Source organism: Streptomyces sp. NBC_00878 (genome assembly GCF_026341515.1).
Classification (GTDB): domain Bacteria; phylum Actinomycetota; class Actinomycetes; order Streptomycetales; family Streptomycetaceae; genus Streptomyces.
The window spans coordinates 3444100-3461435 of sequence record NZ_JAPEOK010000001.1 but is presented as its reverse complement, the minus strand read 5'-3'; the positions used below and the strand labels follow the sequence as shown (position 1 = coordinate 3461435).

Here is a 17336-nt window from a genome sequence, read left to right as displayed (position 1 = left end):
CAGACGTACGCAGAGAAGGACAGGCATGCGGAAGATACTCGTCGTCGGAGCCGGCCAGTCCGGACTCCAGATCGCCCTCGGACTCCAGTCGAACGGGTACGAGGTCACCCTGATGTCCAACCGCACGGCGGACGAGATCCGAACCGGCCGCGTCATGTCGACGCAGTGCATGTTCCACACGGCCCTGCAGCACGAGCGCGATCTCCAGCTGAACTTCTGGGAGTCCCAGGCCCCGAAGATCGAAGGACTCGGCGTCTCGGTCGCCGCCCCCGGCTCGCACGACCCGGGGCCGACCCAGCGGGCGATCGACTGGGTGGGCAGGCTCGACGGGTACGCCCAGTCGGTCGACCAGCGCGTCAAGATGGCCGGCTGGATGGAGACGTTCGCCCAGCGCGGCGGCCAACTGGTCATCCACGGCGCGGCCGTCGGCGACCTCGACTACTTCTCCCGTACGTACGACCTGGTCCTCGTCTCGGCGGGCAAGGGCGAACTGGTCTCGATGTTCGGCCGCGACGCCTCCCGCTCCCCGTACGCGGAGCCGCAGCGCGCGCTGGCCGTCGCGTACGTCCACGGCCTGGGCCCGCGCCCGGAGCACCCGGAATACGACGCGGTCCGCTGCAACTTGGTCCCCGGCGTGGGCGAACTCTTCGTCATGCCCGCCCTCTCCACCTCGGGCCGGGCGGACATCCTCTTCTGGGAGGGCATACCCGGCGGCCCGCTGGACGCCTTCCAGGGCGTCAAGGACCCGGCCGAACACCTCTCCCTGACCCTGGAACTCATGGAGCGGTTCACGCCGTGGGAGTACGCGCGGGCCACCAAGGTCGAACTCACGGACGCCGGCGGCACGTTGGCCGGACGCTACACGCCCACGGTCCGCAACCCCATAGGCCGGCTGCCCGGCGGCGGCCTGGTCCTCGGCGTCGCCGACGTGGTCGTCGCCAACGACCCCATCACCGGCCAGGGTTCCAACTCGGCCTCGAAGTGCGCCGCTTCGTACCTCGACTCGATCCTCTCCCACGGGGACAAGGAGTTCGACGCGACGTGGATGCGCAACACCTTCGAGCGGTACTGGGACACGGCCCAGCACGTGACCAAGTGGACGAACGCGATGCTCGGCGCCCCGCCGGAGCACGTCCTCAACCTGATCGGCGCGGCAGGCCAGCTCCCACCGGTCGCCAACCGCTTCGCGAACGGCTTCAACGACCCGTCGGACTTCGAGAACTTCTTCTACGAGCCGGAGAAGACGGGGGCGTACCTGGCGTCGGTGGCCGGAGGCTGACCCCTCTCGTAGGCTGAATCCCGCTCCATGAGCGAGAGGAGGCCGAGGTGGCCGAGACGACGGTGGCCGAGGTGATGGCCGAGCTGGCCGACCTTGAGGACCCGAAGGCACGCGAGGTGAACGAGCGGCACGGTGACGATCACGGTGTGAATCTCGGCAAGCTGCGCGCGCTCGCGAAGCGGCTGAAGACGCAGCAGGAGCTCGCGTGCCGGCTCTGGGCGACGGATGACACCGCGGCGAGGCTGCTGGCGATCCTGATCTGCCGCCCGAAGGCGTTCGGGCGTGACGACTTGGACGCCATGTTGCGCCAGGCGCGCACACCCAAGGTGCACGACTGGCTCGTGAACTACGTGGTGAAGAAGAACCCGCATGCCGAAGAGCTGCGCCTGGTCTGGTCCGCCGATCCGGATCCCGTGGTCGCCAGTGCGGGCTGGGCACTGACCACCGAACGCGTGGCGAAGAAGCCCGAGGGCCTCGACCTCGCCGCACTGCTCGATGTCGTCGAGGCGGAGATGAAGGACGCCCCGGATCGCCTGCAGTGGGCGATGAACCACTGCCTGGCTCAGATCGGCATCGAGCACGCCGAGTATCGCGTCCGTGCGATCGAGATCGGTGAGCGCCTGGAGGTGCTCAAGGACTATCCGACCTCCCCGGGCTGCACGTCCCCGTTCGCGCCCGTCTGGATCACCGAGATGGTGCGCCGACAGCACGTCTAGTGAGGGAGCGGGAGCGGGTCGGTTGTGGCTGGTCGCGCAGTTCCCCGTGCCTCTGGGGAAGAGGTCCCCGGGTCGGAGGGCGCGCGGTAGCCCTCGTCAGAACCGTCCGTTGCGCCCTCGGGGAGCTGCGGCGGGGTGTAGTCCGGCAGGGGCTCCGCCTCGGTGTCCGGGCGGACCGCGCCCAGGATCGGGTTGGCGGCGATGGGGGACACCTTGACGGTCGCCCCCGGTCTCGGGGACTGGAGGACCATGCCGTCGCCCAGGTACAGGGCGACGTGGGTGGCCTCGGGGAAGTAGACGACCAGGTCGCCCGGTCGCAGTTCGCCCAACTCGACGCGGGGCAGCTGGGCCCACTGCTCCTGGCTGGTGCGGGGGATGGACCGGCCCGCGCTGCCCCAGGCCTGAGACGTGAGGCCCGAGCAGTCGAACGTGTCCGGGCCCTCGGCGCCCCACTCGTACGGCTTGCCGATCTGCTCCACGGCGTACCGGAGCGCCTCGTCCCCTTCCCGGGAGGGCGGCCGCTCACTGCTCAACGCGCCCGAGGCCATGAACTCGTCCTGCGCCTTCGCCACCCCCGACTCCTCCAGCTCGGCCACCCGGGCGAGCTGTTCGGGGGTCAGCGAGGCGAGCAGGTCCTCGACGTCCTTCAGGCGCTCTCCGACGAGGTCGCGGTCCTTCTTCTGCCGTTCTGCGAGGGTGAGTTGGCGGTCGAGGGCGGCCCGGGCCCGACGCGCGAGCTCGTCGGTCCTGCGCTCGTTCGCGACCAGCCGGTTCACCGTTCCGGCGCGCTCCAGCGAGACCTGCCGGATCACCTGGCCCTGGTCGAGGGCGTGTTGCGGATCGCGGGCGAGCAACAGCCGTACGTACGAGGAGATCTCACTCGTGGCCTGGTACTGCTGCCTGGCGAGCCGTCCCGCGGCGCCGCGACTGCCCTGGAGTGAGAGCCGGGCCGCGGAGAGACGCCCGTTGAGCTTCGCGACCTCGGTCCGCTGCCGCTTCAGTTTCTCCTCGGTCGCGTTGTACGTCTCGGTCGCCTTCTCGGCCTCCCGGTACAGCCGCTGAAGGTCCGTCAGCAACGAGGCGACGGAGGGCTCGCCCTCCTGGGCGGAATCCGGGAGCTCCGTACCCGAATCCGGCGCCGCGCTCTCGCCGGGTTCGGGTACGGAGCTCCCGCTGGGCTCGGGTACGGAGCTTTCGCCGGGCTCGGGCAACGCCGCCGCCGGGCCCGGTGCGAGGACGGCGCCGGCCGCGATCGCCGCCGTACAGACCAACCGCAGAAGCCTTCCTGACACGTCATCACCTCCGGTGCGGGGCGGTCCCTCCGCTCCTCCGCACCGCGAGCCTCAGACGCGCGCGCGAGCTCCGCGCGGCGAGCGTGGGCGATCCGGCCCAACAAGGTCACTCGTCGGTGTCGTCCGACTTGCCGTCCGGCGTGGCGTCTGGCTTCATGCGCGCCGCGGTGTCGGGCGCGGACTCCGGCCTGGACCACGGCCACCGGAGCCTGCCGCCTTCCCCGCCGCTCCCGCCGCTCCCGCCCTCGGGGTCGTACGCGTACTTCCAGCCCTGGTGCAGCCCGAGCCGTTTGCTCGTACTCGCCTGTACGCGTCGGTAGACGAGCACGGTCGGCGGGCCACCGGCGTTGTCCGGGACCGGAACCCGGTACACCTTCGGCGGGTGTCCGGTCAGGCCGAGCAGGACCGGCAGCACCCGGCCGTCCAGGGGGCCGCCTTCGAACGGGGTGTCTTCGCTCTTCACGCAGCCAGTGTCACAGCAGGTGTGCCGCGTCGCTCACGACGGGCAGCACGCCCCGTGCGAACGTGCCCAGCGGGCCGTCCGCGGTCTCCATCGCCAGTGCGGCCCGTAGGGCACCGGCCGTCCGGGCGTCGCGCCCCGCGGTCGCCACCAGGCACGCGACGAACTGCTCGACGAGCCAGTCCCGCAACTCGTCCAGCGGCGGTTCCTTCTCTTCATCCAGCCAGATCAGGGAGGCGGCCTCGACCGCCGTGATCCACATCCGGACGGTCATCCGGAGCCGGGGTGCCGGCTCCTCGACCTCCAGATGACTCAGGATGTGCTCGGCGGCGGCCCGGCGCACGCCGTCCACGATGGCCGTGGTCCGCGACGTCTCGACGACGCTGCCGCCCTGCAGCAGCGCGCTGAACCCGGCTCCGTGCTCGTCCACGAAGGCGAGATAGCGGTCCAGGGCGTTGGAGAGGCGGCGCGTGAGCGGGCCCTGTGGGGGCTCGGCGAAACAGTGCTCCAGCTCCTCCGCGGCCGACCTGAGCGCGGCCTCGTACAGCTGCTGTTTGCCGCCGGGGAAGTACCGGTACACGAGGGGGCGCGAGACGCCCGCCGCCTCCGCGACGTCGTCCAGGGAGACGTCCTCCGGGGTCCGCGCCGCGAACAACGACAGTGCCGCGTCGAGCAGTTGGCTCCGCCGCTCCTCGACACTGAGCCGTCGGTACGCACGCGTGGGAACCTCCGAGGTCATGTCGGGCAGCGTAACCGTTCCCGGCCCCACCCTCGCCGCCCCTACCCGTCCCTTCCCCGGGGGCTGCCGCCCCCCAGATCCCCGTTCATCGGCCTGAAGGGCCTCGTCCTCAAGTGCCGGACGGGCTGGGCGAGGGTGCGGGAGCTGTGAGGAGAGGCCGGACGGGCAGGTGGACTAAATTGTGCTGTCCGGCCAGCCCTCCAAAGAAACGTCCGGGCCATCGTTCAGATAGTGGCGAAGGGCACTGGCGGTCGTGTCCACAAAATCGCCAGGGACATCGTCGATATCCACCCAACAAACTTGTGAGTGTTTGCGCGGTTCGCGATTTTCGGGTTCGCCTGCCCATTCGTGGGCGGCGAAGACGACGGTGAGGAAGCCGTTGGGGGCTTCGACGCCCCAGGCGCTGTGGATGATGTGGGCCACCTTCAGGGACTCCGGCTTCACGGTCAGGCCGGTCTCCTCGTGCAGCTCGCGTACCGCTGTCTCCGTAATGGGCTCACCGGGTTCGCTCTTGCCGACGGGGAGGTCCCACATGCCCTGGGCGAACTTGGCGTTCTGGCTGCGCTGCAGGAGGACGACGCGGTTGGTGGCCTTGTCGTGGACGATGACGGCGGCGACCAGCAGCGTCATGGATTCGAGGGCGGGCGGCAGGGCTTTGGGCTGGTCGTCCGTTGTCCGTTGAGCCACGGCTGGTGTCCCTTCGTCGGCCGTTTGGTGGGCAGCTTAGGCCAGTGATTCGCGTGTGCGGCGGGCGAGTTCGGTGGCTCCGGGCACTTTGCGGCGCTGGTAGATGGAGAGGGTGGAGCGGAGCGAGGCGATGGCTTTGCGGGTGCGGTCGGAGGTCATGCCCTCCATGAGGGTCAGTGCCTGCGCCCAGGCGGCGACTGCCTCGTCGGCGCGAGCCTGGGCGGCGAGGCTGTCGCCGAGGTCGGCGTAGGTGAGGGCGTGGACGCGCTTGTACTTGTCGGGGTCCCAGCGGATCAGGGCGTCTCGGTGCTGCTGTTCGGTGCCGATGTGATCGGCGAGGTCGGTAAGCGTGCGGGCGGTGTGGCTGGCCACGGTGCCGGCAGCGGGGCCGCTGACGCGTGAGTAGCTGGGCTGAGGAACGTCGTCGCGCAGGAGAGCGTCTTCGGCGGCGAGCAGGGCGCGGGCCGCTGCGGGCTTCTCACCGACGGCGGCGAAGGCGAAGGCGCGGGCGTGGGTGATGTGGAGGAGGGCTTCAGTCTGGCCGTCGACGTGGCCGAGGCCGCGAGTGAGGGCACCTTCGACGAGGTCCACGCAGTGGTGGGGTTGCTTGAGGCTGAGTGCCTGGTGGGCGAGGGCCCGCATCATCCACACAGCGTGGCCGTGGGGATCGGCTTCGCAGGCGAGCTGGTAGCCGACCTGGTAGTAGCGCTGGGCGGCGCCTTCCTGGCCGAGGTCGTGGTGCTTCCAGCCTGCCAGGTAGGCGAGTTCGGCCACGGCGCCGAAGGCTGCCCGTCGTAAGGCTTCGCTCGGGTAGCGGCCCCGGAGCATGGGGGCGGCGGTGTCGGCGAGGTACGCGGTGACCGTGGTCAGGCCGTGGCCACCGCCGAGGCGTTCGTCTGCGGCGCTGAAGGCCGCGGTGATCTGCCGTACGACGTCCACGTCTTCCGTTCCGACCAGGGAGGTGCCGGTGCGTGCGCGGAGCATGCGGGCGGTGGCCTCGTGGTCGTGGGCCAGCGGCATGGCGAAACCGGCGGTGGTGAAGACGGCCACCGCGAGGAAGCGGCGGCGCTCAACATCGGCCCGGCCGAGGTCAGTTGCGGCCAGGACAGGATCCCCTTCGGCCGACTCCTCGCCATCAGGTGCGCGTAGACCGATCTCGGTCTGGGTGATGATGCGGCCCGTTCGGCGTGACAAGGCTTCGGCGAGGTACTGACTGGTTCGTCCGGTGGGCTGGCGGGTGCCGTTGGCCCAGTGGGAGACGGCCGACTTGTTGGTCTGGAGGATCTCGCCGTTCTCGGCCGCGACGCGCCGGACGTCTCTTGCCAGAGCCTCGTACGTACAGCCGGTCGCGTCGATGATCTCGCGCAGACGGGAGGTGGGTTCTCTCGACGCTGCCACGCTTGCCTCCCGTCCGGCGCTGTAAACCCCGTATACCGCTTCAACGGCCTCTCACCGTACCCACTGTGCGTGACTGCGTGTTCACTAATCATCAGCCGCCCGGCAACGGTTCCGACACCGTGACCAGGCTCCCCCTTCGGCCGGGCGGCCCCCGAAGTGCCGTACGCCCACACCGGGTTCGGGCATTCCTGTGCCCGGACTCGGCCCATCAGAGACGGAGACACGGTGACCACCATCGACACCGCGGCCATCACGGTCGTACTGCCCGAGGCGTTCGACGAGCGCTGGAGCCGCCTGCCCGGCATCCGGGTCGACGGCCGACGCATCACCATCGACCCGGCCGAGTACTTCTTCCGCTTCGAGTCCAGCACGTGGCTCGTCGCCGACTGGGAGCTGGTCAAGTCCCAGCTCCTGGACGTGGAGGAGACGACCGAGAGCACGGTCGAGCAACTCGCCCTGGAATTCATCAAGGCCCACGCTGAGTCCACCTCGGACGCTGCCCAGGTGCTCGCCACCGCCTACGAGGTGTACGCGTACCTCTTCCGCGACGAACACCTTCCCGCCCTCGGCCTGCCGCAGTTCACCGCCGACCACCTGCGGATCCTGCGCGAGGCGGCCACGCTGATGGCGCTCAACAAGGTCGAGCTGGACGGGCACATCTCCAACGTCGGCCCGTGCTGGTTCTTCCCCGCCGCCACCTCCGTGGTCTTCGACCTGGACGACGAGACGGGCGGGATGCTCGACGAGGTCTACCACGGCGGCTGGTTCAACGGGCATCGCCGTATCGAGTCCGTCAAGGCCCACGCCGCCCTCGGCGGACGGCTCGTGCACGGCTGCCAGTCCGTGCCGGACCAGAGCGGTGGTGTTGTGGCGCCCTACGGTGCCTCGATGGCCGCCTTCAGCGACGACCTCGCCGCCTTCAAGGTCGGCTGGATCGAGCAGGTCTACGCCCACCGCGTGAGCCCTGCCGCGTAGCACCACCGTCCTGGCTCCGGGGTGGGCCGGCACCTCTGCCCGCCCCGGACGCCACCAACTCCCTGGAGCCCCCACGTGACCGCGAACCCCAGCACCGAACTCCTCGACAACCTGCTCACTCTGGCTGGCCGGACCACTGCCGTTCGCGAGGAGGTGCGCGTGTGGTCCATGTCCGGCGTCGAGCGTCTGACCTTCCCCGACGGCACAACCGCCATCTTCAAGTACGCCAAGAGGCCGTTCGACAGCGAGGACCAAGCCCTCCGACTGGCCCACACCCTCGGGGTCCCGGTGCCCACCGTTCACGCCTCCGCAGTCCTGGACGGCTGGCTCGGCATGCTGCTCGAAGACCTCGGAACCCCCATCCGCGAGGCCGACGACCTCGACGGCGCAGCCGCAGCCGTCGTCCTGCACGGCACCCGCACCGCCTCCGCCCTGCCCGTCCTGGACCAGGAACGACTGCGCACCCTGCCGAGCCGAGCCCTGGAACACCTCGGCCAACTCCGCAAAGCCGACCGGTGGCAGGACACGGACGACGTCGAAGACGCTCTCGACCGGATCGCCCAGGCCGCCGAGACACGCTCGGCCGGTACGACGGTGGCGCCGTTCGGCTGGGTGCACTCCGAGTTCCACCCCACCAGCCTCCACATCGGCCGGCACGGCTGGCGGCTGTTGGACTTCGCCCGTGCCTTCACCGGCCCCGGTCTGCTCGACCTCGCCAGCTGGCACGGCACCCTCGACACCCCCGACTCGGTGCGCCTGCGGGTCTTCCTGGAGACCTACGTCACCGAGGGTGGCACTCCCGACGCTCTCGCCGAACGGGGCGGGCTGCCCGCTGAGAAGTGGGCGCTGGGCTGGCATCGCACGTGGGCCGTCGAGTGGTTCATCGAGCAGTCCGTCCGCTGGATCAACGACCCGGCCACCGACCCCGCCTACATGAAGGCTGTACGCCGTCACCTCACTGACGTCCTCCACCTCCTGGAGGTCTAGGTGCTCGCCCAGGCTTCCCCCTGGTACGTCCACGCTCTCCAGCGCACCACGGCCAGCCCCGCCGAGCCACTGTCCGTACCCGCCCGGATGGAATGGACCACGCGACCCGGCAGCGGACCCGGCGCCGACATCCTCGGCCCGGATCTGCGCCTTAAGCGGCTGCTGGAACTCGGCTGCGGCCCCGGCCACAACGCCGCCCACCTCGCCACCCGCCACGGCGCCCAGGTCACCGGCGTCGACCTCGTCGGTCTACAAGTCCGTCGTGCACGTTCGCACTACGGCCGACTGAACAACCTCACCTTCGTCGCCGGCCACGCCCTGCACTGCCTGCAAGCCTCCGACGAACACTTCGACGCCATCTACTCGGTCTTCGGCACCGTCGGCCTCGTAGCCCCCGAGCTGCTGCTCCCGGCCATCGCCCAGCACCTCAAACCCGGGCGCACTCTCGCCTTCTCGGTCCCCCACCCTCAGCGCGGCGGCAGGCGCCCCTCAACCGACGACCGCCCCAGCCGCGACTACGTCACCCTCCCCGACCGCACCCGACTACCCATCGCCCGCTGGGACTTCGACGCCAACCGCTGGGAGAAACACCTCGAACGCGCCGGCCTCTGGCTCACCTCGGCCCAGGAATTCCACGACGCCCGCCACGGCCGCCGACCCACCACCCTGCTGATCACCGCGCGCAAGCTCTGACCCCCACCCCGGCTCCCTGGGAGAAACCGATGCGCACGCCCTACCTGCTCCTCGACGTCGACGGCGTCCTCATACCTTTCCCGGACGCTGAAGGGGCCAGTCCGGCGACCCACAACCGACACGACGTGGTGCCCACGGACCGAAGCGCCGACGCCCCAGTCACTATCTGGCTCAACCCCGCGCATGGCCCCCTGCTCATGCAGGTGATCCAAACCGGCCTGGTCACCCCCTTCTGGTGCACCAGCTGGCGCCAAGACGCCACCACCCTCGTCGGGCCGCTCCTTGGACTACCGCCCCTGCCATACGTCGACCTCCCACGCCCGCAGATCACCACCAGTCACCCCAACGGCTACCTGTGGAAACGCGACCACGTCAACACCTGGCTCGTCGACGCGCCCGTCATCTGGATCGACGACGACTTCACCAACCTCGACCACGAATGGGCCGCAGAACGCACCGCCCGCGGCCATGCGACCGCGCTTGTCCAGCCTGATCCCCACGTTGGGCTGCTGGCCGAGCACCTGGTCGAGGTGCTGACGTGGGCCGCGTTGTTGCTCGTTGCACCGGCTCATGTCCCAGGCCTTCCGCCTGAAGCCGAAACCGCATAGCGGAGACAAACCACAGGGCACGTTGGTGCCCTCGCCACCACGAAAGGCGAGGGCCCGTTCTGGCTTGGCAGTGCCGGCTGGGCACGGCATTTCGGCGGGCTTCGGTGTCGGCGAGGACGGCAGCGAGCGTTGGCCGGGCCGGGACGGCAAGGATCCGCTCGGCATGGTCAGGGACAGTTGCTCGCACATCGCTGACCAGGTCATTCCTGTGGCAATGGGACCTCGCCACCTCGGGTCGGCCCTGACGGGGCTCCGGGCACCAGGTCACGGCGCGGGCGACAGTATGCGATCAACGACCGAACACGCGATCATGTGAATGCCGGACTCCACATGCGGCCAGGTGGAAGCCCGGTCATGAGCGGCTGCCGGTTGCGGCCGCGTGAGGGACGGAGGTCCTGCCATGGCCACTACGACCCACCACCATCACCGCTCGGCAGACGCTGCGGCGGCTGCCGGAGGCCTGACGGTCTTCGCGGCTGTGATGCTGTTCATCGCCGGAATGCTCGATCTCTTCCGGGGCATCATGGCGATCGCCGAGGACGACGTCTTCGTCACTACGCCCAACTACGTCTTCAAGTTCGACCTGACGAGCTGGGGCTGGATCCAGCTGGCGCTCGGGGCGATCGCCATGATCGTGAGCATCGGCCTGTTCTCGGCGCGCATCTGGGCGAGGGTCCTCGGTGTGGGCATCGCGGGGCTGCTGCTCATCGCCAACTTCCTCTCCATCCCGTACTACCCCGTCTGGTCACTCACGCTGATCGCGCTGTACGGGTTCGTCATCTGGGCGCTGTGCGTGGTCAAGCGGAAGCCTTCGACCGACTGAGCCGACCGACTGGGCCAGCCGACTGAGCCGAACGACTGATGCGGCTGACTGATCCGGCCGACTGAGTCGGGGGCGACGCCCCGGGCGGGAGAGACATGGACGGACTCGACATCCTTCCGCTGGCCATCACCATGATGGCCGGACCTCAGATCATGTCGGCGATCATCTTCGTCACCACCCCGCGACCGGTACGCGTGTCGTTGGCCTTCCTGCTCGGTGTCGCCACCGCGGTCTCGGCCGGCGTGGCGATCATGCTGGGTCTGGGGAATTGGCTCGGGTCCTCCATCGATCTCGGAGACCCCGACGACAAGGGGTCGGTCGGTCACATCATCGAGTACGTCCTCGTCGGTCTGCTGATCGTTCTCGCGGTCAAGAACTGGCTGACGCGGGCCACCGCCGAGCCGCCCAAGTGGCTCGGGACCCTGATGACGGCCGACCCCAGAAGGGCGCTCAAGACAGGTCTGCTCCTGATCCTCCTGATGCCCTCGGACATTGTGGTCATGGCGACCGTGGGTGTCCACCTGGCCCATGCCGACGCGAACTACGCGCAGGCGCTGCCCTTCATCGGGCTGACGGTACTGGTCGCCGCCCTGCCCCTGCTCGGCCTGCTGCTCTTCCGGCGGCGGGCGATGAGCGCCATGCCGAAGTTCCGGGACTGGATGAACTCCCACAGTTGGCTGGTCAACATCATCGTCTGTGGGGTCTTCATCCTGCTCCTCCTCCTGTGACGCGTGCGATGCCGAGGAGTGCCCATCGCGGGCCCATCGACACCTCAGGCCAGCAACACCGCAGGCTGGCGACACCCCTCAGGCCAGCAACACCGCAGGCCGGCGACACCCCTCAGGCCAGCAACACCGCAGGCCGGCGACACCCCTCAGGCCAGCAACACCGCAGGCCGGCGACACCCCTCAGGCCAGCAACCCCGACGCCCGCCAAAGCCGGCGCCCCGCGCCCCGCAACACCCCGATGTCGTCCAGGAAGTCGGTCAACCGCTTCGCCCCCGTCTGCATGACCTCCCGGCGATGCCCGCTCGCCTTCACCTGGGCCATCGCCTCGCGCCGGTCGAGCCCCACGTTCCCGTACACCTCGGGATTGACGAACGCCACCGAGAAGATCCGCGCGAACTCCCCCGACGACACCCGCGTGAACTCCTGCGACCACCGGGGCGCGGTCACCATCTGCCGACGCAGCTCCTCCCGCGCGTACCGGACATGCCGGGCCTCCTCCACCACATGGATCCGCGTCACGCCCCGGATCAACGGCTGCACCCGCTCGTCCGGGAACGTCAGCCGCTGCATCCAGTCGAGCACCTCCTCGCCCAGCAGCGTCGCCGTGAACGACCCCGGCGTCGTCGACACCGTCTTGAAGAAGCGCCCGAGGTTGTGGTGGGTCCGGCTCACCGGGTACCACGGCGTCCCGCCCCGCGTGATCAGCCGCGCGAACATCTTCGAGTGCCGGCACTCGTCCTCGATCTCGGTCAGCGCATAGCGCACATGCGCGCTCGTCGCCGCCTTGTCGTAGATGTGCCGCACCAGCAGCTGCATCAGGATGATCTCGAACCAGACCCCCAGCGAGGCCAGCGCCGCGGCCTCGTGCCGCGCCAGCAGCATCCGCTGCTCCTCGCTCATCCGCTTCCACAGCGGAGTGCCGTACAGCGACACCAACTCCGGCGGCCAGAACCACTTCCCCTCCTCGAAGGGCGCGTCCCAGTCCAGCTCCTTGTCCGGGTCGAAGGAGTGCTTCGCGGCGGAGTCGAGCAGCCGCTCGGCCACCTGCTCCCGGTCCTTGAGCAGCCCGAGCGCATCGCGCGGACCATCAACGCTGCCCACCGTCACGGTCGTCATGGCTGTGCCCACCTCGTTGCCCGCCTTGCCGCTCACTTCGTCGCCCACCTCGTCGTACGGGAGGAAGCCCTCAGAGTTACCGTCGGTCACCCCTTATGAGACTGCCTGTCAGCAAGCCCGTCAATCCCTCCCGCGCGACTTGTTGACCCGCCGTCTACTACGTGTGAGCCTGCGAGACATGCCGACCTACGACCTGTACGCCAAGGACCCCGGAGGCCCCCTCTGGCAGGTGCCCGCGACCGGCGCGGCACGGTTCAGCTGGGAGTACGACGAAGGGCGCGACCGCCTGCTCGCCCTCTACCAGAAGGGCAAGGACAAGCAGTGGGACGGTCAGAAGCGGATCGACTGGGAGCTGGAGGTGGATCCGTACGATCCGCTCGGTACCCCCGACGAGTCGATCTCGATCCACGGCACGCCCCACTGGGAGAAGATGACCGACCGCGACCGGGGCGAGCTCCGCAAGCACCTCGCCTCCTGGCAGTTCAGCCAGTTCCTGCACGGCGAGCAGGGCGCCATGGTCTGCGCGGCCCGCATCGTCGAATCGGTCCCCGACCTCGACGCCAAGCTCTACTCCGCCACCCAGACCATGGACGAGGCCCGCCACGCGGAGATCTACGCCCGCTTCCTCCACGAGAAGATCGGGATGCTCTACCCGGTCAACGACAACCTCCAGTCGCTCCTCGGCGACACCCTTCGCGACTCCCGCTGGGACATGCCCTACCTCGGTATGCAGGTCCTCATCGAAGGCCTGGCCCTCGCCGCGTTCGGCATGATCAGGGACACCACGGACAAGCCACTGCCCAAGCAGATCCTCGCGTACGTCATGCAGGACGAGGCCCGCCACGTGGCCTTCGGCCGCATGGCGCTGCGCGACTACTACAAGCAGCTCACCGACGCCGAACTCCGTGAGCGCGAGGAGTTTGTCATCGAGGGCTGCTACCTGATGCGCGACCGGCTGCGCGGTGTCGAGGTCCTGGAGAACTTCGGCATCCCCAAGGCGGAGGCCGAGGAGTACAGCGAACGGTCCGAATTCCTCGCACTGTTCCGGCAGTTGCTGTTCTCCCGCATAGTCCCCTGCGTCAAGGACATAGGCCTGTGGGGCAAACGCCTCCAGCAGGCCTACGTCGACATGGGCGTCTTCGACATGGGCAACTCCAACCTCGACCTCCTCATGGCCCAGGACGAGGAACTCGCCGAACAACTGGACGCGGAACGCTTCGCGACGGAGGAACGGGCGCGCGTCGCGGAGGTGGAGCAGGCCATCGAGGCCGGCGCGGAGACCTAGTAGGGCTTGGTCAGATTCGTATCGGTGTGGGCATGTTGCGGTGGCAGGTGGGGCAGGCACCGGTCCAGAGGGCGAGGAGTGTCTGTAGCTCGCGGACGACTTGGTAGAGGCTCAGGCCGGTGCTGGGTCTTTTGGGGCCCGGGCCAGTCGTTGCAGGGTGCAGAAGGCGTGCGCGACGGAGACGAGGGTGACGTGGTGGTGCCAGCCGCCCCAGGTCCGGCCCTCGAAGTGGGCAAGTCCCAGGGCCTGCTTCATCTCCCGGTAGTCGTGCTCGATGCGCCAGCGGAGTTTGGCGAGGCGGACCAGCGTGGTCAGAGGCATGCCGGAGGGCAGGTCGGACAGCCAGAACTGCACCGGCTCGTTCTCACCGGCGGGCCATTCGGCCAGCAGCCAGCACACGGGCAGTTCCGGGCCGTCGGTGGCCTGGCGGACCTCGCGTCCGGCAGGCCGGATGCGCAAGGCCACGAAGCGGGAGTACATCCGCTTACGGCCAAAGCGGCCGGTGCCGGGCCGGGAGCCCTCTCGCCACTGCACCGGCCGGGCAGCCTTCCGGCCCGCCGCGATGACCAGCTCCTTCACCGACCGCGGCTTGTCGGGATACTTGGCCAGCGGCGGGCGTCCCGTCCCGCAGTACGGCCCGGCCACCGGCACCGCGTCGGCGGGCTGGGCCGACAGTGTGGTGGAGATCCCCACCACGTAGTTCAGGCCGCGGGCCTGCAGTCCGTGCCGGAACGCGGCAGCGTCGCCGTATCCGGCGTCCGCGACGGCCAGCGGCACCTCGATCCCCCACGAGCGGGTCTCGTCGAGCATGTCCAGGGCCAGCTGCCACTTCTCCACATGCCCGACATCGTCCGGGATGCCGCAGGCGGTGCGGCGGGCGACCTTGTCCGCATCGGCCTCCGGTGAGGCGGGATCCCATGTCCGGGGCAGGAACAGCCGCCAGTTGACCGCCGCCGAGGCGTGGTCGGACGCGAGGTGGAGTGAGACGCCGACCTGGCAGTTGGTGACCTTGCCCGCGGTGCCGGTGTACTGCCGCGACACGCATGCCGAGGCCATCCCGTCCTTGAGGAACCCGGTGTCGTCGAAGATGAGGGCCTTGGGCCCGATCGTCTCCTCCATCCGCCAGGCGAGCTGGGCCCGGATGTGCGCCGGGTCCCAGGGGCTGGTGGTGATGAAGTTGGCCAGTGCCTGACGATTGCCGTCCTCCCCGAGCCGGGCGGCCATCGGCTCGACCGACTTACGCTGCCCGTCGGTCAGCAGCCCCCGCACATAAACCTGCCCCCACCGGCGCTGATCCTTGCGCGCGAACGGCTCGAACACCTCCGCCGCGAACGTCTCCAACTCACCACGCACCACAGCAATCTCGTCCGGAGTCACACACTCTCAACGCCACACCGGGCCCGCAGGACACGCACCACAACAACCGACCTGACCAAGCCCTACTAGGCCGTGTCCGCAAAGTCCCTTGGGGCGAACGACGGAATCTGACGACAGGGCCTAGACCGGGCACTCCTCCACGTCGGGGAGGACCCGGGATTCCTCCGACAGGGGCGTCGGCGCCGCCTCCCCGGCCGGGAACGACGTCCGCAGCGTGAACGCGTACGCCGTGGCCCCGTGCGCCCGCAGATGCAGCAGCCGCTCCTCCGCCTCGGCGACCGTCGGCCGGTGCCCGGCCGGCACCCACCACAGGACGGTCATCGCCTCCTGGACCCGCTCGAACCACTCGCGCCGCCGGGCGAGAAGCTCGCGGTGCTGCCCCTGGTACATGAACGCGGTGAGGGCATTGGTGTCCCGCCACACCGACATGTTGATGATCAGCCACTCGTCGCCGAAGACGGCCACGTCCGTCGCGTTGCCGGAGTCGCTCTCCAGACGCCAGACGAAACCGTCGGAGGCGTCGGCGACCGCGTTCACCGGGTCGAGGGCGTCGACGAAGTCCTTCAACTGCGGTGAGTCCAGGGGTGCTTTGAGCCGGGCGATGTTGACCTGGGCGAGTTCGTACGCGGCTGTGGGCTGAGTCATGACCGAACGGTAGGACGGTCCTGAACCGAACAACACCCCCGTCTCGCGAAGCGGACATTACGGCGCAAGCACCGCCTCCATCACGGCCCGCGCGATCGGCGCCGCGTCCCCGCCCCCGCTGATGTCGCCCCGCTCGTCCTCCGCGTCCTCGACGACGACCGCCACGGCCACCGCCGGTTCCATCGAGTCGTCCGCCTTCGCCCAGGCGATGAACCAGGCATACGGCGTACCGGAGTTGTGGATGCCGTGCTGGGCGGTGCCCGACTTGCCGCCGACCGTGGCACCGGGGATGGCGGCGTGCGTACCGGTGCCCCGCTCCACCACGTCCGTCATCAGCTCGCGCAGCCGTACGGCGGTGGCGGGGTTCATGGCCTGGCGGAGCGTGTGCTGCCCGGTGGCCGACACCGTGTCGCCGTCGTCCGTGGTCGTCCGCTCCACCAGGTGGGGCGTACGCACCGAGCCGTTGTTCGCGACGGCCCCGGCGACCATCGCCATCTGCAGCGGCGTCGCCCGGGTGTTGTACTGGCCGATGGACGAGAGCGCGAGCTGCGCCTCGTCCACCCGGGTGTCGAAGGTGCTGGGGGAGACCCCGAAAGGGATCCTCAACTGCCGGTCGTTGAAGCCGAATTCGGCCGCCTTGGCCCGCATGGCGGCCGCCCCCACAGCCACCCCCAGCTTGGCGAAGACCGTGTTGCACGACCATGCGAAGGCGTACCGCAGCGACGCGTCCGCGCACCCCTCGACCTCGTTCACCAGCCGGACCGAACTGCCCGGCAGCCGGTACGGGTCCGGGGACTTCGTGGGCTCGTCGACGTCCTCCACCACTCCCGAGTCGAGCGCCGCAGCCGCGGTGACCACCTTGAACGTCGAGCCCGGCGGATACGTCTGCCGCACGGCCCGGTTGAGCATCGGCTTGTCGGCCGCCTCGTTCAGCCGCATCCACGCCCGGGCCACCGCAGAGTCCGTACCGGAGAGCTCCTCGGGGTCGTAGGAGGGGGTGGAGACCAGTGCCAGGATCCGACCGGTGGACGGTTCGAGCGCGGCCACCGCGCCCCGCCGGGCGCCGAGTCCCGCGTACGCCGCCTGCTGCGCGGCCGGGTCGAGGGTCGTGACGACGTCGCCGCCGGGGTTGCGGGCCCGTGTGAGGTCGTTCCACAGGGGGAGCGGCGACAGCAGCGGGTCCGTGCCCGCCAGCAGGTCGTCCTCGGTGTCCTCCAGCAGATTCGTCCCGTACACCTGCGAGGCGAAGCCGGTGACGGGCGCGTACAACGGGCCGTTCTTGTACGTCCGTTCGTAGCGGAACTGCTCGCCGGAGTCCTTGGAGCCGGTGACCGGCTTGCCGCCGACGAGGATGTCGCCACGCGGCTGGCCGTAACGGGCGATCGTGTGCCGGCGGTTGGCCGGGTTCTCGTCGTACGAGCGGGCCTGGACGAGCTGGATGCGGGTGGCGTTGACGAGGAGGGCGAGCAGGAGCAGGGCGCAGAAGGCGGCGGCGTGCCGGATGTACCGGGTCATGGGGCGGCCGTTC

Annotated in this window: 18 protein-coding genes; 9 read left to right on the top strand and 9 right to left on the bottom strand. The window is 69.4% G+C overall.

All coding sequences use genetic code 11. From position 1 onward, the window contains the following. The first annotated feature begins 25 nt into the window (after positions 1-25). The gene (locus OHA11_RS14300) at positions 26-1279 is read left to right on the top strand and encodes a styrene monooxygenase/indole monooxygenase family protein (protein WP_266496102.1); all 1254 of its coding nucleotides are present in this window, start codon (positions 26-28) and stop codon (positions 1277-1279) included. Between the two features lie 74 nt (positions 1280-1353). Next, the gene (locus OHA11_RS14295; protein ID WP_266507158.1) at positions 1354-1995 is read left to right on the top strand and encodes a DNA alkylation repair protein; all 642 of its coding nucleotides are present in this window, start codon (positions 1354-1356) and stop codon (positions 1993-1995) included. On the opposite strand, the gene OHA11_RS14290 is transcribed toward OHA11_RS14295, so the two are convergent. The 5 genes from OHA11_RS14290 to OHA11_RS14270 form a co-directional block, all read right to left on the bottom strand. Further along, a complete protein-coding gene (locus tag OHA11_RS14290; protein ID WP_266496101.1) occupies positions 1992-3287 on the bottom strand; it encodes an NlpC/P60 family protein in 1296 nt (431 codons plus the stop codon). The genes OHA11_RS14295 and OHA11_RS14290 overlap by 4 nt on opposite strands. A 106-nt stretch (positions 3288-3393) precedes the next feature. After that, positions 3394-3750, bottom strand: coding sequence for a hypothetical protein (locus OHA11_RS14285; protein WP_266496100.1), 357 nt, complete (start codon positions 3748-3750; stop codon positions 3394-3396). A 10-nt stretch (positions 3751-3760) separates the two neighbouring features. Then, positions 3761-4486 carry a TetR/AcrR family transcriptional regulator gene (locus tag OHA11_RS14280; protein ID WP_266496099.1) on the bottom strand — a complete coding sequence of 242 codons (726 nt, stop codon included), beginning with the start codon at positions 4484-4486 and terminating at the stop codon, positions 3761-3763. A 174-nt stretch (positions 4487-4660) separates the two neighbouring features. Continuing rightward, on the bottom strand, positions 4661-5173 hold the full coding sequence (locus OHA11_RS14275) for an NUDIX domain-containing protein (protein WP_266496097.1): 513 nt from the start codon (positions 5171-5173) through the stop codon (positions 4661-4663). Positions 5174-5209: 36 nt separating this feature from the next. Continuing rightward, positions 5210-6571 (bottom strand): tetratricopeptide repeat protein, encoded by a 1362-nt coding sequence (locus OHA11_RS14270; RefSeq protein ID WP_266496096.1) that lies wholly within the window; start codon positions 6569-6571, stop codon positions 5210-5212. Positions 6572-6796: 225 nt separating this feature from the next. Between OHA11_RS14270 and OHA11_RS14265 the strand changes: the two genes are divergently transcribed. The 6 genes from OHA11_RS14265 (at position 6797) to OHA11_RS14240 (ending at position 11385) form a co-directional block, all read left to right on the top strand. Then, entirely contained in the window at positions 6797-7546 is a 750-nt protein-coding gene (locus tag OHA11_RS14265) for a hypothetical protein (protein ID WP_266496095.1), read from the top strand. Between the two features lie 75 nt (positions 7547-7621). Continuing rightward, entirely contained in the window at positions 7622-8533 is a 912-nt protein-coding gene (locus tag OHA11_RS14260) for a phosphotransferase (protein ID WP_266496092.1), read from the top strand. Then, positions 8534-9226 (top strand): class I SAM-dependent methyltransferase, encoded by a 693-nt coding sequence (locus OHA11_RS14255; RefSeq protein ID WP_266496090.1) that lies wholly within the window; start codon positions 8534-8536, stop codon positions 9224-9226. 29 nt (positions 9227-9255) lie between these two features. Continuing rightward, a complete protein-coding gene (locus OHA11_RS14250; protein WP_266496088.1) occupies positions 9256-9834 on the top strand; it encodes an HAD domain-containing protein in 579 nt (192 codons plus the stop codon). Positions 9835-10234: 400 nt separating this feature from the next. Continuing rightward, positions 10235-10657, top strand: coding sequence for a hypothetical protein (locus OHA11_RS14245; RefSeq protein WP_266496086.1), 423 nt, complete (start codon positions 10235-10237; stop codon positions 10655-10657). 95 nt (positions 10658-10752) lie between these two features. After that, entirely contained in the window at positions 10753-11385 is a 633-nt protein-coding gene (locus OHA11_RS14240) for a GAP family protein (RefSeq protein ID WP_266496084.1), read from the top strand. A 180-nt stretch (positions 11386-11565) separates the two neighbouring features. Here OHA11_RS14240 and OHA11_RS14235 read toward each other — a convergent pair whose 3' ends face one another. Next, complete coding sequence (locus tag OHA11_RS14235; RefSeq protein ID WP_266507156.1) at positions 11566-12501, bottom strand: diiron oxygenase; 936 nt, start codon at positions 12499-12501, stop codon at positions 11566-11568. 178 nt (positions 12502-12679) lie between these two features. Here OHA11_RS14235 and OHA11_RS14230 point away from each other — a divergent pair, with 178 nt between their 5' ends. Next, positions 12680-13786 (top strand): ferritin-like domain-containing protein, encoded by a 1107-nt coding sequence (locus tag OHA11_RS14230; protein ID WP_266496082.1) that lies wholly within the window; start codon positions 12680-12682, stop codon positions 13784-13786. 111 nt (positions 13787-13897) lie between these two features. On the opposite strand, the gene OHA11_RS14225 is transcribed toward OHA11_RS14230, so the two are convergent. From OHA11_RS14225 to OHA11_RS14215, 3 genes are all read right to left on the bottom strand, one after another. Continuing rightward, on the bottom strand, positions 13898-15163 hold the full coding sequence (locus OHA11_RS14225; RefSeq protein WP_266493618.1) for an IS701 family transposase: 1266 nt from the start codon (positions 15161-15163) through the stop codon (positions 13898-13900). Positions 15164-15283: 120 nt separating this feature from the next. Then, positions 15284-15808 (bottom strand): DUF3291 domain-containing protein, encoded by a 525-nt coding sequence (locus OHA11_RS14220; protein ID WP_266496080.1) that lies wholly within the window; start codon positions 15806-15808, stop codon positions 15284-15286. Positions 15809-15865: 57 nt separating this feature from the next. Beyond that, on the bottom strand, positions 15866-17323 hold the full coding sequence (locus tag OHA11_RS14215) for a penicillin-binding protein 2 (protein WP_266507154.1): 1458 nt from the start codon (positions 17321-17323) through the stop codon (positions 15866-15868). Positions 17324-17336: the final 13 nt, after the last annotated feature.

Excerpts from the sequence above, each read along its gene's own strand:
- OHA11_RS14235 (WP_266507156.1), bottom strand. The coding sequence starts at position 12,501 with ATGACGACCGTGACGGTGGGCAGCGTTGATGGTCCGCGCGATGCGCTC.
- OHA11_RS14245 (WP_266496086.1), top strand. The coding sequence starts at position 10,235 with ATGGCCACTACGACCCACCACCATCACCGCTCGGCAGACGCTGCGGCG.
- OHA11_RS14215 (WP_266507154.1), bottom strand. The coding sequence starts at position 17,323 with ATGACCCGGTACATCCGGCACGCCGCCGCCTTCTGCGCCCTGCTCCTG.
- OHA11_RS14230 (WP_266496082.1), top strand. The coding sequence starts at position 12,680 with ATGCCGACCTACGACCTGTACGCCAAGGACCCCGGAGGCCCCCTCTGG.
- OHA11_RS14220 (WP_266496080.1), bottom strand. The coding sequence starts at position 15,808 with ATGACTCAGCCCACAGCCGCGTACGAACTCGCCCAGGTCAACATCGCC.
- OHA11_RS14295 (WP_266507158.1), top strand. The coding sequence starts at position 1,354 with ATGGCCGAGCTGGCCGACCTTGAGGACCCGAAGGCACGCGAGGTGAAC.
- OHA11_RS14280 (WP_266496099.1), bottom strand. The coding sequence starts at position 4,486 with ATGACCTCGGAGGTTCCCACGCGTGCGTACCGACGGCTCAGTGTCGAG.
- OHA11_RS14250 (WP_266496088.1), top strand. The coding sequence starts at position 9,256 with ATGCGCACGCCCTACCTGCTCCTCGACGTCGACGGCGTCCTCATACCT.
- OHA11_RS14240 (WP_266496084.1), top strand. The coding sequence starts at position 10,753 with ATGGACGGACTCGACATCCTTCCGCTGGCCATCACCATGATGGCCGGA.
- OHA11_RS14300 (WP_266496102.1), top strand. The coding sequence starts at position 26 with ATGCGGAAGATACTCGTCGTCGGAGCCGGCCAGTCCGGACTCCAGATC.